Origin of the sequence: Mesorhizobium sp. 113-3-9 (genome assembly GCF_016756515.1) — a bacterium.
Classification (GTDB): domain Bacteria; phylum Pseudomonadota; class Alphaproteobacteria; order Rhizobiales; family Rhizobiaceae; genus Mesorhizobium.
The window spans coordinates 3991389-4008188 of record NZ_AP023246.1; the positions used below are offsets into that span (position 1 = coordinate 3991389).

A 16800-nucleotide genomic window follows, 5' to 3' on the forward strand; every position below is an offset into this window, starting at 1 on the left:
ATCCGTGCTTAACAGCGTCACCGTCAAAAATCATGGTGGGGCGCATGCGAATCTTGCTCACGGGATCGTCGGGTTGGCTGGGCAGCGCGCTGGCGCCGCGCTTGCGCGCGCTTGGCCACGAGGTGATTGGCCTCGACCCTGTTCCATCTGTTGAAACGCAGATGATCGGCTCGATCGCCGATCGTGACCTGGTTATGCGGGCGGTCGGGGATAATGGCATCGAAGCCGTCATCCACAGCGGCGCGCTACACAAGCCCAATATAGAGAGCCGCGCCAACAGTGATTTCGTCGCCACCAATGTGCAGGGCACGCTGAACCTGCTCGACGCGGCGGTGGCGACCGGCGTCGAACGCTTCGTCTTCACCTCGACAACCTCGCTGATGATCTCGCAAGCGATACGCCACGGGTTCAAGGGCGGTGCCCGCAAGGCCGCCTGGCTGACGGAGGCGATGTCGCCCGAGCCGCGCAACATCTATGGCGTGACCAAGCTCTCGGCCGAACATCTCTGCCGCCTCTATCATCTTCAGCACGGCCTGCCGGTGGTCGTCCTGCGCACGGCCCGCTTCTTTCCCGAAGCCGATGACATGGCGCATGCGATCGAACAATCGGATGCCAACACCAAGGCGAACGAATTGCTGTTCCGGCGGCTGACGGTGGAAGATGCGGCCGAGGCTCATGTCGCCGCGCTGGAGAAGGCGCCACTGCTTGGCTTCGACACGTTCATCATCTGTGCGCCGACGCCGTTCCAGCCTGACGACTGCGATGCGCTGATCAGGGATGCGCCGTCGGTTGTCGGGCGCTATTTCGCGGACTTCGCGGCGCTCTACGCGCGCAAGGGCTGGACGATGTTTTCCTCCATCGACCGGGTCTATGACGCGTCGCGGGCGAGGGACAGGCTGGGTTTTGTCTGCAGGACGAGCTTTGCCGATGTGCTGGCGGCGCTAAGCGCGGAGAACGGGCCGGGCTAGATCAATTCACCCGTTTTTGCCGCTTGCGCCATCCCCGCGGTCAGGTCGCCATAGCCGGTCGCGCGCCGCTCATAGGCGAGGCCGAGCAGGACGGCGGCCTTTTCCGCGACCTTGTCGAGTTCGGGATCGTCGGTCTGGGCGAGATAGATCAGCTTCTCGTAGTTGCCGAAATAGTCCTTGATCAGCTCCGGATGCTTGTCGAGGCCGAGCGGCTTCATGAAGAAGGCATCGAACTGGCGGCACAGGAAATCCGTCATGTAGAAGGACATCATGTCGTCGTCGGCAACCTTGGCGTAGGCTTCCATGCCTTGATAGAAGGCGAAGCAATGCGGGCCAGCCATGCGCTCGACGCCATGTTTCTCGATGACGCGGTCGAGCAGGCCACCGGTGCCGCAATCGGCATAGCCGACGAAGATGTGCTCGTAGCCCTCCGCCTTGGCCTTCCCGATCGCCTTGTCCATGGCGGGCGCGATGCGGTCGGGATAGAAGTGAAACTCGGCCGGCAGGCAGGTCAGGTCAAGGTGATCCAGCCCGAGCTGTTCCTTGACGGCCAATACCTCGCGCGCAATCATCCCGCAGGCGATGACGAGCAGCCTGTCTGTCTGATTCGGTTTCGTTTTTTGCGTCTTGACCAAGTCGAGCCGGCTTTCGCTGCGGGGCTAATCTATCTGTCGAGGGAGACACCGTCCATGAAACTGCTGCGCATCGCGCCAATTGCCATTCTTGCCTGTGCCTTGGCCCTTACAGCCTGCGCCAACACCATTCGGGGCGTCGGCAAGGATGTCAAATCGACGGCAAGGGCTGTCAAAGACACTGTCGCCAACTGATCGGCGGCCTCATCCATCATCTGGGAACAAAAAAGCCGCGCTGCAAGGCGCGGCTTTTTCTGTCTGTCCATCCTGATGCCTTGGATCAGGCGGAAGCGCGCACGTTATGCTTGCGCTTCATGAAGTCCTTGGCGGTCTCGACCGCCACCGCGGCATCGCGGCAATAAGCGTCGGCGCCGACGGCCTTGCCGAATTCCTCGTTGAGCGGGGCGCCGCCAACCAGCACGACATAGTCGTCGCGGATGCCCTTTTCCTTCATCGTGTCGATGACGACCTTCATGTAGGGCATGGTCGTGGTCAAAAGCGCCGACATCCCGATGATGTCGGGCTGATGCTGCTCGATCGCATCGAGATATTTCTCGACCGCGTTGTTGATGCCGAGATCGATGACGTCGAAGCCGGCGCCCTCCATCATCATGCCGACCAGGTTCTTGCCGATGTCGTGGATGTCGCCCTTGACGGTGCCGATCACCATCTTGCCCTGCTTCGGCGCGCCGGTGGCGGCAAGCAGCGGGCGCAGGATGAACATGCCGGCCTTCATCGCGTTGGCGGACAGCAGCACTTCGGGAACGAACAGGATGCCGTCGCGGAAATCCTCGCCGACGATGCGCATGCCTTCGACAAGCGCCTCGGTCAGCACCTTGTAGGGCACCCAGCCGCGCTCCAGCAGGATGCGCGTGCCTTCCTCGATCTCTTCCTTCAACCCGTCATAGAGGTCGTCGTGCATCTGCTGCACCAACTCGTCGTCGGAAAGTTCAGAAAGGATGATCTCGTCGTCGGACATTTTAATCCAGCTCCTCACGGCATCGCGACTGTGTCGCAAGGCACAAAATATTGGCGTTCATACCTAACCCGCAACGGGCGGGTATCCATAGCTGATTTGCGACTTCCCGCAAAAGGAAAGCGACTGGAAAATCTATTGGTTTTCTTGTCGATTTTGCGACAGGCGTTGGCGCGGACGGGCCGTTTCGAATAGGGTGCATGGCTACGATCCGGCGAAAGCCGCGCCATGCGGCCGCAACGGTTACGGACCGGCCCATATTAGGGCCCAGCCAGGGAAGAGCGATCATGAGCGAACACGCGGCAGTCGACCAGGAAGCGTCAAACGCGCGGCGTGGGCGCGGCGCGAGCGGCGGAGCCGCGGCTAGGCGCGCGGCGCGCTCCGGCGGCGGGCCCGGCACCCAGCTCACCTATATCAAGCGCAAGATCAACGTCTATGAGGTGCTCGACGAGGAAGGGCTGGCGCTGATCGAGAAGAACACCGACACGGTGCTCGAGGAAATCGGCATCATCTTCCGCGACGACGCCGAAGCGCTGCAGCTGTGGAAAGAGGCCGGCGCCGACGTCAAGGGCGAGCGCGTGCATTTCCCGAAGGGGCTTTGCCGTTCGCTGCTGAAGACCGCGCCGTCCGTCTATACACAGCATGCTCGCAATTCAGAACGCTCGGTGCAGATCGGCGGCAATGCCACGGTGTTCGCACCGGTCTACGGTCCGCCCTTCGTGCGCGACCTCGATGGTGTCAGGCGCTATGCGACGATCGAGGATTTCCGGAATTTCGTGAAGCTCGCCTATATGGCACCGTCGATCCATCATTCGGGCGGCACGGTGTGCGAGCCGGTCGACGTGCCGGTCAACAAGCGCCACCTCGACATGATCTATTCGCACATAAAGTACTCGGACAAGCCGTTCATGGGTTCGGTGACCGCGCCGGAGCGCGCCGAGGACACCGTCGCCATGGCCAAGCTCGTCTTCGGCGACGACTTCGTCGAGAACAACACGGTGCTGACCAGCCTGATCAACGCCAACTCGCCGATGGTGTTCGACGAGACGATGCTCGGCGCGCTGAAGGTCTATTCGCGGCACAACCAGGCCTGCATCGTCACGCCGTTCATCCTTGCCGGCGCGATGAGCCCGGTGACGGTCGCCGGCACGCTGACGCAGGTCCTGGCCGAAGTGCTGGCCGGCGCATCGTTCACCCAGCTGATCCGGCCGGGCGCGCCGGTGTTGTTCGGCACCTTCGCCTCGTCGATCTCGATGCAGTCGGGCGCTCCGACCTTCGGCACGCCGGAGCCGTCGCTGGTCTCCTACGGCGCGGCGCAGCTCGCACGCCGTCTCGGCCTGCCGTTCCGCACCGGCGGTTCGCTCTGCGCGTCCAAGGTTCCGGATGCGCAGGCCGCCTATGAAAGCGCCAACACGCTGAACTCGACCATCCTTGCCGGCACCAACTTTGTCCTTCACTCGGCCGGCTGGCTCGAGGGCGGGCTGGCGTCCTGCTACGAAAAATTCATGATGGACGTCGACCAGCTCGGCATGCAGCAGAAGTTCGCCGAGGGCGTCGATCTGTCGGAGAACGGCCAGGCGATGGATGCCATCCGCCAGGTCGGGCCGGGCAGCCATTATCTCGGCTGCGACCATACCCAGGCCAATTTCCAGACCGCCTTCTACCGCTCCAACATCGCCGACAACAATTCCTATGAGCAGTGGCTGGCCGAAGGCGAGAAGACCGCGCCGCAGCGCGCCAACGATCTTGCCCGCCGCTGGCTGGAGAGCTACGAGGCGCCGCATCTCGACCCGAGCATCGACGAAGCCCTGAAGGACTTCATCGCCAGGAAGAAGGGGTCGATGCCCGACGCCTTCACCTGAAAGGAGCCCGAGTCAGGCGGGGCTAAAGTCGCCAACATCATCCACAAGGAAGTCTGGCGGAGCGCCTTCTCCGATCCGGACAAGAAGGGATGACTTCGTGCGCGGCATGATCGAAGGGATCACGGCCGCGCTTGACGCCAACGGCCTCGTCCTGCGTGGCGGCTTTGCTTTTTCCGATAGCGATGCCCCTCATGGCGCTTCGGGTGCACCGGCAAGGTCCATTCTGCTGGTGGGGCAGGCGGGTGCCGCACCCTGGCGGCATTTCCTGCGCTGGCGAGAGCAACAACCCCAGGCAATCGCCAATCCGCTCGACGCATGGTCACGCGAAATAATCGGCGCGATCGCGGAAAAATTTGGCGCCCGCGCCGTTTCGCCCTCGGACAAGCCCTATCTGCCGTTCCAGCAATGGGCGATGCGTGCGGAGGGGCTAAAACCGTCGCCGCTCGGTATTCTCATGAATCCGCAATACGGGCTCTGGCATGCCTATCGCGGCGCGTTGCTGTTCGAAGACGAGATCGCGCTTCCGGAGCGGGCTGATGCAGTCCACCTTTGCGACAGCTGTATCGAGAAACCTTGCCTGAAATCCTGTCCGGTCGATGCCTATTCCAGGGAAGGCTTCGCCTACCAGGCCTGCCTGGCGCATGTGCGTGGCGGGAATGGCGAACCGTGCCGGAGCGGCGGCTGCCTCGACCGCAATGCCTGTCCCTATGGCACCGCCTATCGTTATCCGCCGGAAGTTCAGGCCTTCCATATGGCGAGCTTCGCACGGGCCGGGAGCTGATCGTCGCCATTGCGTGGCGCTTGGACTTGCTGATGTGAACCTTGACGGCAGGCAAAAGCAAGCCTATTCATCAAGTCATCTGATGACTTGATGAATAGGCCGATGCAACCTGCCATCCGAACGAATCTTACCGACAGCGCAACCGGGAGTCTGCGCGCCGAAATCGTCGGCGGCCGCTGGGGCGTGGGCGAGCGCATTCCCAATGAGGCGGCTCTCAGCGACCTTCTCTCGGTTAGCCGCGGCACGGTGCGCGAGGCGGTGAGGGTGCTGGTCTCGCAAGGATTGCTGGATACGCGCCAGGGCTCTGGCACCTATGTGCGTTCGACCGTCGATTCATCGGCCGCGCTCGACCGCGTCAAGCGAACCGGCTTGCGCGACCAATGGGAGGCGCGGGCGGCGCTGGACCTGGAGGCCGCGCGGCTTGCCGCCTTGCGCCGCACACCCGCCGATCTCGTCCGGATGCGCCTGCTGCTTGCCGAGCGCGGCTCCGCCGCCAATGGCGGGAGCGACGCCTTCATCCGGCGCGATCTCGCCTTCCACAAGTCGGTCGTCGCGGCGTCCGGCAACAAGGCGATGATGGAGCTCTACGACTTCTTCACCGCGGCCATCACCGAAACCATCCACGCCACCATCGACGGCGAACTGCCCGAGCCGGACCAGCAGGCGCACGCGGCGATCGTCGACGCCATAGCCGCGGGTGACCCCGACCGTGCGGTTTCCGCCGTCCGTGCTTTCATGGCGCCGGTGCTTGTCCAACTTGAAAGACTGCTTTCCCAATGAACCAGACGTTTCGTCAGCCCGCTCCGACGGTGCAATCCAAGGCCGTCGAGGGGCTGGATCTCATCGATGCCGAAGCCGATAGCTTGCCGAAGCCGCAGCCACCCGAACTGCGCAGCCGTGCCGCGCGCATCGTGCTTGGCGCAAGCCTTGTGCTGATCGCCTTCAACCTGCGGCCGCTATTTTCCAGCCTGTCGGTGCTGCTGCCCGAGGTGATGCAGGCGACCGGTCTTTCGACGACCGGCGCCAGCCTGCTGACCACGCTGCCGGTCTTGTGCCTCGGTCTGTTCGCCCCCTTTGCTCCCAGGCTTGCCCAGCGCTACGGGGCTGAACGCACCTTGCTTGGCGCGCTTGCGCTGCTGGCGCTGGGAACCGGGCTGCGCTGGTTCGGCTCGGTGCCGCTGCTGTTTGTCGCCACCTTCCTTGCCGGCGGCGCCATCGCCATCGGCAACGTGCTTTTGCCGGGGCTGGTCAAGCGCGATTTTGCCGGCAGTGCCGCCCTCATGACCGGGCTCTACACGATGGCCCTGTGCGCCGGTTCAGCCGCTGCCGCCGGCCTCACCCTGCCGATCGAGCATTTTGTCACGGGCTCATGGTCGGGCGCGCTCGCCGCATGGGCCGTGCCGACATTGGTCGTGCTGCTGATCTGGATCCCGCAGGCTCTGGGCAGCCGGCGACAGGTCAGCCATCGCGGCTTTCGCGTCGTCGGCCTGTGGCGCGATCGCCTGGCCTGGCAGGTGACACTGTTCATGGGACTGCAGTCGGCGCTTGCCTATTGCATCTTCGGATGGCTGGCGCCGATCCTGCGCGAGCGCGGCTTCGACGCGGCCACCGCCGGCGCCATCGCTTCGGTGTCTGTCATGGCGCAGGTCATCACCTGCCTTGCCGTGCCTTCCATCGCGGTACGGCTCAAGGACCAGCGCGGCATCAACGTGGTGCTTGTTGGCATAGCGGTGGTCGCGCTGCTCGGCATTCTCTTTGCGCCGACTTCGACCGTGCTTTTCTGGGCAATCCTGCAAGGCATCGGGCAAGGTGGCCTGATCGCTGCCGCCATGACCCTAATCGTTCTGCGTTCGCCGGATTCGCATGTCGCCGCGCATCTTTCGGGCATGGCGCAAGGCGTGGGCTATGTGCTTGCGGCAACGGGACCGCTGTTGGTCGGCCTGATCCGCGGCTGGACCGGCAGTTTCTCGGAATCCGCCTTCCTGTTCGTCGCGCTTGGACTGGGTGCCGCCATCATGGGGTTCGGCGCCGGACGTGCGCTGCATGTCGGCGCCACGACCATGCGCATCGAGGGGGAAGGCTGATACAAGCCTTCCTCGACGCGGCCTAAGGAACCCGCCAACGCGTCACGCGATCCTGCACGAAATGTTGACCAAGGGGCTCAGGGAACGCCTTGCCGTGGCGGTTTGCGCGGATATGTATCGCTGATCTGATCAACGGAGCAGGCAATGACGAAGCAGGACCTTCAGATCAAGACCCGTGACGGTGTGGCGAAGGCGGGCCTGTTCCGCTCGGCCGGGAACTCTCCAGCCAGGGCCGGCGTCATTGTCTACCAGGATGCGTTCGGTCCACGACCGGCGCTTGACGGCATGGCCGAGCGACTGGCGGGTGAGGGCTATGCGGTGCTGGTGCCCGATCTCTTCCACCGCAACGCGCCTTACGGGCCGTTCGATGCCAAGACAGCCTTCGTCGAGGAAAGGACCAAGGCGGCGCTGATGGCGCTGGTCACCGGCACGACACAGGAGATGACGATCAGCGACAGCGCGGCCTTTCTCGATGCGCTCGCCGGCGAAGGCGTCACCGGGCCTATCGGCACGGTCGGCTATTGCATGGGTGGTGCGCGGGCGCTGAACGCTGCCGCGTCCTATCCAGAAAAGATCAAGGCCGCCGCCAGTTTCCATGGCGGCAATCTCGCCAGCGACGCCGCCGACAGCCCGCACCGCAAGGCCGCGTCGATCAAGGCACGCGTCTATGTCGGCATGGCCGGCGTCGACAGGAGTTTCCCGCCGGAACAGTCGACCCGGCTGGAGGAGGCACTGCGGAACGCGGAGGTCGACCACACGATCGAGAACTATGTCGGCATGGCGCATGGCTGGTGCGTGCCGGATCACGGCGTCTACAACGAAGCCGGCGCCGAGCGGCACTGGCAAAGGCTGATTACGCTGTTTGCCGAAACACTGATCTGAGCCGTCGGGCGGATCGCCTAAACCAGGCCGATCGCATGAAGTCCGATGAAAATAGCCACGCCTGCGCCGATCAAAAGCAGCGGATTGACCTTGGTCAGGAGAAGCGCGGCGGTTGATGCCAATGCGATGGCGCGGGCGACCCAGCCGCCATCTATCGCCTGCAGCAACACGTAGGTCGCCGCGAGGATCATTCCGGCGGCGACTGGCCGGAGCCCTGTCTCCAGCGCTCGCTTCCAGCGCGCGCCGCCGTTGCGGGACCACAGATGAGCGACCGCATAGATCAGAAAGGTGGTTGGGCCGAAAATTGCCAGCGTTGAAACGACGGCGCCCCAAAAACCCGCGACTTGCCAGCCGATCAGCGTAACCAGCAGCGATCCCGGCCCCGGGGCCATGCGCGAGATGGCGAAGGCGTCGACGAATTGTGCCTGGCTCAGCCACTGATGGACGTCGACGACCTGACGGTTGATATCGGCGATGGCGCTCTGCCCGCCGCCGATGGTGACGAGGGAGAGCGGAGCAAAGACTGCCAGCAAGCTCAGCAACAACGATGTCTGTGGGGTCTCGCTCATCAACCTGCCCTGGCATAGGTGTAGGCGACGCTCACTGTCCCAGCCGCGAGAACGACCCAGAAAAGCGGCCAGTGCAGAAGTGCGACGGCAATGAATGTGCCGGCCATGATCGTCATGGGAACAACGTTTCGAGGCACCGCTCGCGCGGCCGTGATGCCCATCGAGAGCGACAGGCCGACGGCCGCTGCCGCGGCTCCGGTTAGCGCAACATGTGTCAGCGCATAGCGCGACAGTGAAGAGAATACCGTTCCCAGCAGGACTATGACGATCGCGGGCGGGACGATAATGCCGACAAAGCCAATAACGGCACCACGCCAGCCAAGCAGCCTGTAGCCGATCCAGACAGCCATGTTCTTGACGTTCACACCCGGGAGCGCCTGGGAAATCGACAGGCCGTTGAGAAATTCCTCCTGTGTCATCCACTTGCGGCTCTGAACAAATTCCCGCAGCAGCCAGCCGCTCAATCCACCGCCGAAACTGGTCAAGGCGATGCGTGTGAAAATCCAGAACAGCTGCGAGCAGCTGGGGGTGGACGGTGTTTCCGGTTCGGACATGTTCGACGTTCTGACCGTGGCCATCTACTTGCTGGACAAAAGAACCAGAGACCCGAGTCCATATGGAATTGCCAGCACCATGCTTGATGCCAGCGGGTCACTCTTTCTTGCGCCGGATGTGAAGCCGTCCCGGCGGGTGATTGAGCGCTAAAGCGCTGGGCGGAAAAAAATCTTTGCATCACCCCAAGGATCAGCCATTAGCCTTCGTCCAACAGGCAAATGATGGCGATGATGCTGGATGAGAGCGAAGCCTCCGACGCCGAACTGATCGGGCGGGCGAAGGGCGGAGACAGGGGGGCCTTCGGCAAATTGCTGGAGCGCCACTACGACTTCGTCTATCGCGCCGCCTATCGCTGGTGCGGCAAGAAGGCGGATGCCGAAGACATCGCCCAGGAAGTCTGCGTCCGGCTCGGCAAGGCTATCCGCGACTATCGCGGTGGCGGCGCCTTCACGACATGGCTCTACACCATGACGATGAACGCGGCGCGCGACATGATGCGCAAGACCGCCCGCGAGACGGTCAAGACCGAGGCTTATGGCGTCCATGCGCTGATTTCGGGCGAGGCCCCGGCCGAGAGCGAGGATCCGGCCGAGGCGCTGTGGGCAGCGGTGCGGCAGCTTCCGGACAAGCAGCGGGATGCGGTGCTGCTTGTCTATGGCGAGGGCCTGAGCCACGCGGCCGCCGCCGAGGCGATGGCGATCTCGGAGACGACGGTTTCCTGGCACATCCATGAAGCGAAGAAACGGCTGAAGACGCTGATGCGCTCGGCCGGGGAAGTGTGACCATGGTCGACGACAACGAACTCAAGAGACTGCGCGATATCGCAGCACCGGCGCCGGGCGAGAGCGCGAAGGCGCGCGCCTTCGAGGCCGCCATGCGCGCCTATGATCAGGAAAATATTTCTGCCGTCACCCAAGGATCGGTCGGCGGTCTTCGTCTCACAGAGCGAGCACAGAAGCTCTGGAGCGAGATCATGCAAAAGAAACTCATCGCCACGCCGGCCCTTGCCGGGCTCGTCGCCCTGCCGATCGCCGGATACGCCACTTTCCACCTGCTGAGGGAACAGCCGCCTAAATTCGGCGGCGACGAAAAGATCACCGAGACGCTGGCTAACAAGCCGGCGACCGTGAAGCCGATCGCGGCAGAGCCGAAGCAGGCTCCGGCCGAACTGGCGAAGGACAAGAAGGCCGATGCCGATGTGGAAAGCCGCGACGCTGCCGATGCGCTTGTCGCGCCGACCGCTCCGCCGAAGCCCGAATCCGCCCTGGCCGGTGGCTCAGCTCAGCAGACTGCCGCGGAGCGCGGGGTGGTGGCCGAGCCGGCACCGCCGGTGCCGACGGGTGAGTTCGCATTGAACGGAACTGTAAGCGCGCCCAGCACATCGCGGGTCGCCCGCATGCCCGCGGCCGAGTCCAAGCTGATGGCGCCGCAGCCGGCCATGGCGCCAGCCGATCAGATCGCGCCGCAGGAGGAGAACCGCAATCGCGTCCAGGATTTCAAGACCAATCCGGTGCATGCCGCACTGGAAGACCCGGTCTCGACCTTCTCGATCGATGTCGACACCGCTTCCTATTCCTTCGTGCGCCGTTCGCTGAAGGAAGGCTCCGTGCCGCAGGCCGACACGGTGCGTGTCGAGGAGATGATCAACTACTTCCCCTATGACTGGAAGGGGCCGGACTCGGCGTCGACGCCGTTCAACTCGACCGTCAGCGTCATGCCGACGCCGTGGAACGGGCACACCAAGCTGATGCATGTCGCCATCAAGGGCTTCGACATCAAGCCGACCGAGCAGCCGAAGGCCAATCTGGTGTTCCTGATCGATGTGTCGGGTTCGATGGACGAACCCGACAAGCTGCCGCTGCTCAAGTCGGCATTCCGGCTGCTGGTCAGCAAGCTGAAGGCCGACGACATGATCTCCATCGTCACCTATGCCGGCGAGGCCGGCACCGTGCTGATGCCGACCAAGGCTGCCGAGAAGGACAAGATCCTCAATGCCATCGATAATCTGCAGCCGGGTGGCTCGACCGCCGGCGAGGCCGGCATCAAGGAGGCCTACAAGCTTGCCCAGCAATCCTTCGTCAAGGACGGCGTCAACCGGGTGATGCTGGCCACCGATGGCGACTTCAATGTCGGCCAGAGCGACGATGATGATCTCAAGCGCCTGATCGAGCAGGAGCGCAAGAGCGGTGTCTTCCTGTCGGTGTTCGGCTTTGGCCACGACAATCTGAACGACCAGATGATGCAGACCATCGCCCAGAATGGTAATGGCACCGCCGCCTATATCGATACCCTGGCCGAGGCGGAAAAGGTGCTGGTCGAGGATGCCTCCTCGACGCTTTTCCCCATCGCCAAGGACGTGAAGATCCAGGTCGAGTTCAACCCGAACAAGGTCTCCGAATACCGCCTGATCGGCTATGAGACCCGGGCGCTGAACCGCGAGGATTTCAACAACGACCGCGTCGATGCCGGCGATATCGGCTCGGGCCATTCGGTCACCGCGATCTACGAGATCACGCCGAAGGGCAGCGGCGGCGAGCAGATCGACCCGCTGCGCTATGGCCAGGCCACGGTCAACAATGGCGGTGTCGCCAACGCGGATGAATATGCCTTCGTCAAGATCCGCTACAAGCTGCCCAACGAGGACGTCTCGAAGCTGATCACCACGCCGGTGACGTCGGCCAACGAGCTGGCGTCCTTCGACCAGGCCAGCACCGACCAGCGTTTCTCCGTCGCGGTCGCGGCTTTTGGCCAGAAGCTGCGCGACGAGGATGCGACCGCGAAGTTCGGTTACGACAAGATCATGGAGATCGCCACCGCCGCTCGAGGAGCCGACCCGTTTGGGTACAGGTCCGAGTTCCTCTCGCTTGTGCGCCTTGCCTCGGCGCTGGGCGGCAACCGGTAGTGGTGATACGGCCGGTTTCTTTCAGATGGGGTCGTTCTGATACGGGAAACCGGCCTACGGGCGGGTGAGGCAGGCCGGCGAGGGGTCATTCCCTTGCCGGCCTTTTTTTGTTGCGCTGCTGTCTTTCGCCACCCATGCTCGCAAGATGAAAGGCGAAGCCATGAAGAAACGCATTGTCCTTGTGCGGCACAGCGACGAGCCCGCAGACGACCGTGTGTTCGCCTATCTCCAACGGAACGGCTACGAGCCTGTGTTGCGTCGAGCCTATGCAGGAGAGACGTTGGATGCCGATGATGGTGTCGCAGGCGGCGTCATCTACGGCGGCATGTACAATGTCTATGATACATCACTGCATCCGTTCTTGCTGGATGAATACCGATTTATCGACTTCTGCATGAATGCCGGCATCCCGTTGCTCGGTATTTGCCAGGGCGCCCAGCAAATTGCCTGGCTTCACGGCGCTCATGTCGGTCCGCCGGCGAGCGGTGTGCATGAGTTTGGCTATTATCCCCTATATCCGACCGAGGGAGCGGAAGATTTCCTTTCCTCGCCGATCCATGTGACGCAGTCACACTGGCATGGCTTCGAACTGCCGGAAGGCGCCCAGCACCTTGCCTCGAGCGCCCTGTTTCCCAATCAGGCTTTTCGCATCGGCGACAAGGTCTACGGCCTGCAGTTCCATGCGGAAGTAACGCCAACAGGCTTTCAGCGTGTGCAGAACCGCCCGACAGCGAATTATGACAAGCCGGGCGCACAGACGCGCGAGGAGCAGGATCGCCTCATGCTTCTGCACGATGCGGCGCAAGCCGCCTGGTTCAATGGGTTCCTGCGGAAGCTTTTTCCGCCGTTGATTTAGCTGGCCCGACGACAGCGACATTGCAGGTTTGTGGCGATCTGCGGGGATCGTTAAATTGCGCGGCATTTCCAGTACCGGATCGCAACTCCCTCTTGTTACACCGCACAGGTCTACAGGCTTGAGGGAGCCGGAATTGCAGATCAGGACTATCGCCAACTCGCCGCCGCCGGTGCGAGACGCTTCGCCGGTTTCATCAGCCCCGTCAGCCGAAACCAGACGCATCAGCGACGATGTCGCGCAGGCGCGTGACACCGCAATGTCGGCGCTGACCAACGACCGCTTCCGCTTGATGCTGGAACAGATCACCGACCCGGGTTCATCCGGTGCTCTGATGACGATGCGCGGCGACAACGTGGTCGATTTCAAGTCGGCGCAGTCAAGCTACGCCGACAATAGCGATTAACCCAAAGATATTGCTTCAGGCCCGGCTGCGGCGGCGCTCGCGGCGTGCTTCGCTGGTCTCGGCGGTGTTTTCCGTCGCTACCTTGTTGCGCATCGGACCGATGCGCTCGACGATCGTTTCGACCGTCGGGCGGCTGGCTTTGGTATGGGCGTCGAGCGCCTTGCGCATGGCGGCAAGGTGCTGGAACGAGGTGCCGCAGCAGCCGCCGACGATTTTCGCGCCGGCATCGACAGCGAGACGGACATAGTCAGCCATCAATTCAGGCGTGCCGGAATAATGGATCTCGGTGCCGCGGAATTCGGGAATGCCGCAGTTGCCCTTGACGATCACCGTCGCCTGCGGCTTCGCCTCGGTCATGTCGAGCAGCGAGGCCAGGATATCGGAGGCACCGACACCGCAATTGGCGCCAACGCCGAGCGGGGCCTGCGACAGCCCGTCGGCCACGCCATGGATGTCTTTCGGCAACAGGCCCATCATGGTGCGGCCGGCTGTGTCGAAGGAGCCGGTATAGGTGTAGGGCAGGCCGACGCGGATGGCGGCTTGCGCCGCGGCGCGGATTTCGTCGGGCGCCGACATGGTCTCGATCCAGGCCACTTCGGCGCCGCCTTCCTTGAGACCTTCGATCTGCTCGGCAAAGGCGTCGACCGCCTCGTCATAGGTCATGGCGCCGAGCGGCACCAGCAATTCACCGGTCGGGCCGACGGAGCCGGCAACGATCACCTTGCGGCCGGCCTTGTCGGCAACGGCCCGCGCAATCTCGGCGGCGCGCTTGTTCAGCGCATGCACGCGGTCCTGCGCATGGTGGAGCTTCAACCGATGGCGGGTGCCGCCGAAGGAGTTGGTCAGGATGATGTCGGCGCCGGCATCGACGAAATTCTGGTGCAGGCTGGTGATGGTGTCGGGCGCGGTCTCGTTGAGCAGTTCCGGCGCCTCGCCGGCCTCCAGACCCATGGCGAACAAATTGGTGCCCGTGGCGCCATCGGCCAGCAGCACGCCCTTTTCAGCCAGCAGGGCATCGATCGGATTGGTCGTCGTCATCGGATTGGCTTTCATATTTCGAATTCGAATAAGGATATAAAGAAGTCTTTATGTCTAGTCAATGATTTTGCAGGCGACGGGCTGCTCGATTACCGCGATGGCCGTCGATCAGGCAGAGCCTGATGGGAACGTCATTCCGGCCAGATTGCGCGCGAAGGCGGCGGCCTCGTGCGGGTTGACGTCGGCGGCCCGGATCAGGTTGTCGAAGTGCTGGGTCAGTGCCTGAACCGGCTGGGTGGCGTTCAGCACGACATACATGTCACCGACATAGATGGCGGCGCGATAGGGCCCGAAGATGGTGAGCGGGATCGAATAGCGCATGCGGCCGTCATAGAGGAACAGCCGGAAGGTCGGGTAGAGATCGTCAAGCAGCGTCGCCATATGGGCGAGCTGCTGCTGGCGATCGGCCTCCGGAAAACGGTCCCAGACGCCGAGGCCGCGGGCAAAAATCTCCAGCGTGTGGCGCGGCATGCAGACTTCCATGTCGGTTTCCGGGCGCCGGTTGTATTCGATGCGGTATTGAGTCTCGCTGGCCTGCGCCAGGCGGCTCCTGTTGGTGATGTTGGCCTCATAGTCAACCAGCGCGCGGGTCCGCAGCAGATCGGGGATGCCGGCCGGCACGTAGCGGATCTTGGTGCCCGCGGCCTCGGCGAACCATTTGGCGAGCAGCGTGCGGTCGAAACCGTCGGGCGCTTCCTCGATCTCCAGGCTTTCACGGATTTCGCCGGTGACGCCTTCGTCCTGACTGAGGCCGAGCAGCCAGTCGAGCGATACCTTGAATTCAGCGGCGATGTTGAGCAGCGTTTCGGCCCTCGGCAGGCGCGTCGAAGCGCCCGACATCAGCTGCGACAGTGCCGACCGGTCGATGCCGACCGCTGAAGCGAAGGCAGACTGGTTGAGATCCGATCGTGTCACGAGCAGCCTCAGACGCTCCCGGAAGATTGCTGACAGGTCGCGTTTGTCCATCGTCCGGTTCTCCGAATCTTGAGGAAAAATTTGCGCCGAAGCGGCCCGGGGTCCGTCTCAGGCGTAAATGAATCCCTAAGGTTGTTTACAATGTGTAACATGTGCGGTCAAAAATGCGCAATCGCAACATTTTGTATACTTTGTCGCGTTGAGTGGAATCGTTTCTCCTGACACTATGCTGTCAGGAGCCATTGGGGGTTCCGGCGACTGAGGGGCAGTGGTCGATAGCATGACAGGCAAGAGCATCAAGCGACGCAACGCACCGGCCATCGAGTGGCCAACCACGGTTCTCGCTTTCTTCTGTTACGGAACGTGGCTTGCCATCGGTTTCCTGCTCTGGCCTTCCTACCCCATCTTGGCGCTCTTTCTCCTCGGCTTTGTCCTGGCACTGCAGTCGTCGATCATGCACGAAGTGCTGCATGGCCATCCGACGCGCAACGCGTTGATCAACGAAGCCTTCGTCTTCCTGCCGATCGGTCTTGTCTGGCCGTTCCGGCGCTTCAAGACGCTGCACTTGCGCCACCATGCCGACGAGCGGCTGACCGATCCACTGGACGATCCGGAAAGCTACTATCAGGCGCTGTGGCAGCACGACGAATTGCCGCCGACGATGAAATTCCTGCTCAAGGTCAACAACACCATGGCCGGACGGTTCTTCCTCGGCCCCTGGCTGTCCTGCATCGGCTTCTTCATCGACGACGCCAAACAGATCATGGCCGGCGACAAGGCGATCCGCAAAGCATGGCTGTTGCATGCGATTGGCCTCGCCATCGTGGCGCCTATCGTGCAGTTCGGCTTCGACATTCCGCTTTGGCTCTACATTCTGGCACCGGTCTGGCTCGGTCAGTCGCTGATCGCGATCCGCACCTTTGCCGAGCATCAATGGTCCGAGCATCCGGAGGGCCGCACGGTGATCATCGAGCGCTCGCCGCTGTCGTTCCTGTTCCTGAACAACAATCTGCACTTCGTCCACCACAAGACCCCGACAGTCGCCTGGTACAAGCTGCCCAAGCTGTTTCGCGAGCGCCGCGACGAGTGGCTGCGGATGAACAATGGCTATGCCTATCCGAACTATTTCGCGCTGATCAAAGCCTATGCCTTCAAGGCAAAGGAGCCGATCGTGCACCCGGTGCTGCGTCGTGCGCCTGAGCACGGCCGGGCGTTCAAGCCACGCATCCGGGCCCGCAACATCAATGGGCTCGGCAGCGCGCCGGTGCCCGCCGAGCCGCCAAAGGAATAGTCCGGGCATCCCGGGATACGTGTCGGCCAATTCTGATTGGACGCCGCGTTTTTGCGATCCTTTCTCCAAACATGATGATTTGATAT

18 protein-coding genes are annotated in these 16800 nt (G+C 62.8%); 12 read left to right on the forward strand and 6 right to left on the reverse strand.

Features of this window, described 5'->3' with window-relative positions:
• Nucleotides 1–44 precede the first annotated feature (44 nt).
• Entirely contained in the window at nucleotides 45–968 is a 924-nt protein-coding gene (locus MesoLj_RS19330) for an NAD-dependent epimerase/dehydratase family protein (protein ID WP_202321828.1), read from the forward strand.
• Here MesoLj_RS19330 and MesoLj_RS19335 read toward each other — a convergent pair.
• Nucleotides 965–1603, reverse strand: a complete 639-nt coding sequence (locus MesoLj_RS19335) for a DUF1638 domain-containing protein (protein WP_202321830.1) — start codon at nucleotides 1601–1603, stop codon at nucleotides 965–967. The genes MesoLj_RS19330 and MesoLj_RS19335 overlap by 4 nt on opposite strands.
• Nucleotides 1604–1657: 54 nt before the next feature.
• On the opposite strand from MesoLj_RS19335, the gene MesoLj_RS19340 reads away from it, so the two are divergent.
• Nucleotides 1658–1795 carry an entericidin A/B family lipoprotein gene (locus MesoLj_RS19340; protein ID WP_019858698.1) on the forward strand — a complete coding sequence of 46 codons (138 nt, stop codon included), beginning with the start codon at nucleotides 1658–1660 and terminating at the stop codon, nucleotides 1793–1795.
• 85 nt (nucleotides 1796–1880) lie between these two features.
• Here the strand turns inward: MesoLj_RS19340 and MesoLj_RS19345 are convergent, their stop codons facing one another.
• Complete coding sequence (locus MesoLj_RS19345) at nucleotides 1881–2579, reverse strand: corrinoid protein (protein WP_027046950.1); 699 nt, start codon at nucleotides 2577–2579, stop codon at nucleotides 1881–1883.
• A gap of 284 nt (nucleotides 2580–2863) precedes the next feature.
• On the opposite strand from MesoLj_RS19345, the gene MesoLj_RS19350 reads away from it, so the two are divergent.
• From MesoLj_RS19350 to MesoLj_RS19370, 5 genes are all read left to right on the forward strand, one after another.
• Nucleotides 2864–4438, forward strand: a complete 1575-nt coding sequence (locus tag MesoLj_RS19350) for a trimethylamine methyltransferase family protein (protein WP_140772979.1) — start codon at nucleotides 2864–2866, stop codon at nucleotides 4436–4438.
• A 97-nt stretch (nucleotides 4439–4535) separates the two neighbouring features.
• Nucleotides 4536–5219 carry a 4Fe-4S dicluster domain-containing protein gene (locus MesoLj_RS19355; protein ID WP_202321831.1) on the forward strand — a complete coding sequence of 228 codons (684 nt, stop codon included), beginning with the start codon at nucleotides 4536–4538 and terminating at the stop codon, nucleotides 5217–5219.
• Between the two features lie 102 nt (nucleotides 5220–5321).
• Complete coding sequence (locus MesoLj_RS19360) at nucleotides 5322–5999, forward strand: FadR/GntR family transcriptional regulator (RefSeq protein WP_202321832.1); 678 nt, start codon at nucleotides 5322–5324, stop codon at nucleotides 5997–5999.
• Nucleotides 5996–7303, forward strand: coding sequence for a CynX/NimT family MFS transporter (locus MesoLj_RS19365; RefSeq protein WP_202321833.1), 1308 nt, complete (start codon nucleotides 5996–5998; stop codon nucleotides 7301–7303). The genes MesoLj_RS19360 and MesoLj_RS19365 overlap by 4 nt, the downstream gene beginning before the upstream one ends.
• A 144-nt stretch (nucleotides 7304–7447) precedes the next feature.
• Nucleotides 7448–8185: a dienelactone hydrolase family protein gene (locus tag MesoLj_RS19370; RefSeq protein ID WP_202321834.1), complete on the forward strand. Its 738-nt coding sequence runs from the start codon at nucleotides 7448–7450 to the stop codon at nucleotides 8183–8185.
• Nucleotides 8186–8202: 17 nt separating this feature from the next.
• Here the strand turns inward: MesoLj_RS19370 and MesoLj_RS19375 are convergent, their stop codons facing one another.
• Complete coding sequence (locus tag MesoLj_RS19375) at nucleotides 8203–8754, reverse strand: chromate transporter (protein ID WP_202321835.1); 552 nt, start codon at nucleotides 8752–8754, stop codon at nucleotides 8203–8205.
• A complete protein-coding gene (locus tag MesoLj_RS19380; protein WP_202321836.1) occupies nucleotides 8754–9308 on the reverse strand; it encodes a chromate transporter in 555 nt (184 codons plus the stop codon). Before MesoLj_RS19380 ends, MesoLj_RS19375 begins: the two co-directional genes overlap by 1 nt.
• Nucleotides 9309–9530: 222 nt before the next feature.
• Here MesoLj_RS19380 and MesoLj_RS19385 point away from each other — a divergent pair, with 222 nt between their 5' ends.
• The 4 genes from MesoLj_RS19385 to MesoLj_RS19400 all read left to right on the forward strand — a co-directional run bounded on the left by MesoLj_RS19385 (nucleotide 9531) and on the right by MesoLj_RS19400 (nucleotide 13470).
• A complete protein-coding gene (locus MesoLj_RS19385; RefSeq protein WP_140772991.1) occupies nucleotides 9531–10091 on the forward strand; it encodes an RNA polymerase sigma factor in 561 nt (186 codons plus the stop codon).
• Between the two features lie 2 nt (nucleotides 10092–10093).
• Nucleotides 10094–12211: a vWA domain-containing protein gene (locus MesoLj_RS19390; protein ID WP_202321837.1), complete on the forward strand. Its 2118-nt coding sequence runs from the start codon at nucleotides 10094–10096 to the stop codon at nucleotides 12209–12211.
• A 160-nt stretch (nucleotides 12212–12371) separates the two neighbouring features.
• Complete coding sequence (locus MesoLj_RS19395; RefSeq protein ID WP_202321838.1) at nucleotides 12372–13067, forward strand: glutamine amidotransferase-related protein; 696 nt, start codon at nucleotides 12372–12374, stop codon at nucleotides 13065–13067.
• Nucleotides 13068–13200: 133 nt separating this feature from the next.
• Complete coding sequence (locus MesoLj_RS19400) at nucleotides 13201–13470, forward strand: hypothetical protein (protein ID WP_202321840.1); 270 nt, start codon at nucleotides 13201–13203, stop codon at nucleotides 13468–13470.
• A 15-nt stretch (nucleotides 13471–13485) separates the two neighbouring features.
• On the opposite strand, the gene bmt is transcribed toward MesoLj_RS19400, so the two are convergent.
• The gene (gene bmt / locus MesoLj_RS19405; protein ID WP_181179976.1) at nucleotides 13486–14508 is read right to left on the reverse strand and encodes a betaine--homocysteine S-methyltransferase; all 1023 of its coding nucleotides are present in this window, start codon (nucleotides 14506–14508) and stop codon (nucleotides 13486–13488) included.
• 108 nt (nucleotides 14509–14616) lie between these two features.
• Complete coding sequence (locus MesoLj_RS19410; RefSeq protein ID WP_202321842.1) at nucleotides 14617–15474, reverse strand: helix-turn-helix domain-containing protein; 858 nt, start codon at nucleotides 15472–15474, stop codon at nucleotides 14617–14619.
• A gap of 229 nt (nucleotides 15475–15703) precedes the next feature.
• Between MesoLj_RS19410 and MesoLj_RS19415 the strand changes: the two genes are divergently transcribed.
• Nucleotides 15704–16714, forward strand: coding sequence for a fatty acid desaturase (locus MesoLj_RS19415; protein ID WP_202321844.1), 1011 nt, complete (start codon nucleotides 15704–15706; stop codon nucleotides 16712–16714).
• Nucleotides 16715–16800: the final 86 nt, after the last annotated feature.

Bases quoted from the DNA above. Each gene is read 5' to 3' on its own strand.
- MesoLj_RS19330 (WP_202321828.1), top strand. From the start codon at position 45: ATGCGAATCTTGCTCACGGGATCGTCGGGTTGGCTGGGCAGCGCGCTG.
- MesoLj_RS19340 (WP_019858698.1), top strand. From the start codon at position 1,658: ATGAAACTGCTGCGCATCGCGCCAATTGCCATTCTTGCCTGTGCCTTG.
- MesoLj_RS19345 (WP_027046950.1), bottom strand. From the start codon at position 2,579: ATGTCCGACGACGAGATCATCCTTTCTGAACTTTCCGACGACGAGTTG.
- MesoLj_RS19350 (WP_140772979.1), top strand. From the start codon at position 2,864: ATGAGCGAACACGCGGCAGTCGACCAGGAAGCGTCAAACGCGCGGCGT.
- MesoLj_RS19360 (WP_202321832.1), top strand. From the start codon at position 5,322: ATGCAACCTGCCATCCGAACGAATCTTACCGACAGCGCAACCGGGAGT.
- MesoLj_RS19365 (WP_202321833.1), top strand. From the start codon at position 5,996: ATGAACCAGACGTTTCGTCAGCCCGCTCCGACGGTGCAATCCAAGGCC.
- MesoLj_RS19370 (WP_202321834.1), top strand. From the start codon at position 7,448: ATGACGAAGCAGGACCTTCAGATCAAGACCCGTGACGGTGTGGCGAAG.
- MesoLj_RS19375 (WP_202321835.1), bottom strand. From the start codon at position 8,754: ATGAGCGAGACCCCACAGACATCGTTGTTGCTGAGCTTGCTGGCAGTC.
- MesoLj_RS19380 (WP_202321836.1), bottom strand. From the start codon at position 9,308: ATGTCCGAACCGGAAACACCGTCCACCCCCAGCTGCTCGCAGCTGTTC.
- MesoLj_RS19385 (WP_140772991.1), top strand. From the start codon at position 9,531: ATGGCGATGATGCTGGATGAGAGCGAAGCCTCCGACGCCGAACTGATC.
- MesoLj_RS19390 (WP_202321837.1), top strand. From the start codon at position 10,094: ATGGTCGACGACAACGAACTCAAGAGACTGCGCGATATCGCAGCACCG.
- MesoLj_RS19395 (WP_202321838.1), top strand. From the start codon at position 12,372: ATGAAGAAACGCATTGTCCTTGTGCGGCACAGCGACGAGCCCGCAGAC.
- bmt (WP_181179976.1), bottom strand. From the start codon at position 14,508: ATGACGACGACCAATCCGATCGATGCCCTGCTGGCTGAAAAGGGCGTG.
- MesoLj_RS19410 (WP_202321842.1), bottom strand. From the start codon at position 15,474: ATGGACAAACGCGACCTGTCAGCAATCTTCCGGGAGCGTCTGAGGCTG.
- MesoLj_RS19415 (WP_202321844.1), top strand. From the start codon at position 15,704: ATGACAGGCAAGAGCATCAAGCGACGCAACGCACCGGCCATCGAGTGG.